This window comes from Lutibacter sp. HS1-25 (assembly GCF_004121075.1).
Lineage (GTDB): Bacteria > Bacteroidota > Bacteroidia > Flavobacteriales > Flavobacteriaceae > Lutibacter.
The window spans coordinates 1-458 of the sequence record NZ_RHLN01000131.1; the positions used below are offsets into that span (position 1 = coordinate 1).

General features: G+C 34.3%; 1 protein-coding gene. It reads left to right on the top strand.

Annotation, left to right across the window (positions count from 1 at the left end; genetic code table 11):
• Positions 1-418: carbohydrate binding domain-containing protein (locus EC396_RS12875; protein WP_205757966.1), on the top strand; the 418-nt coding region annotated here is incomplete at its 5' end.
• Positions 419-458: the final 40 nt, after the last annotated feature.

Consider the following 458-nt stretch of genomic DNA (forward strand, 5'->3'; position numbering starts at 1 on the left):
TGTAATTAATGGCGATTTTGAGAGCGGTGCTGAACCTTGGACTATAGGTGTTGGTACAGATCCTGTTCCTGTGGTAACAACTGGTGGTAAAACTTATTATTCTGTAAATGTTGCAAATGCTGGTAATCCTTGGGAAGTTAACATGAGTCAAAAATTAGAAATTATTAACGGTGCAACTTATACATTGTCTTTTGATGCTTGGTCAGATACAGATAGACCAATTCTACCAGGAATAGGACTTAGTGCAGACCCATGGACAAATGTAACTCAAGAGGTTAGTATAACTACAACTAAACAAACGTATGAAATTACTTTAACTGCAAACGCAGGTGCAAGTGATGCAAGAGTTTTCTTTGATTTAGGAGCTGCAGCAGGTGCTGTAAATATTGATAATGTATCTCTATTTATTAAAAATTAAAAACTATAAAAAATGAAAAATATAAAATATATATTGGGCC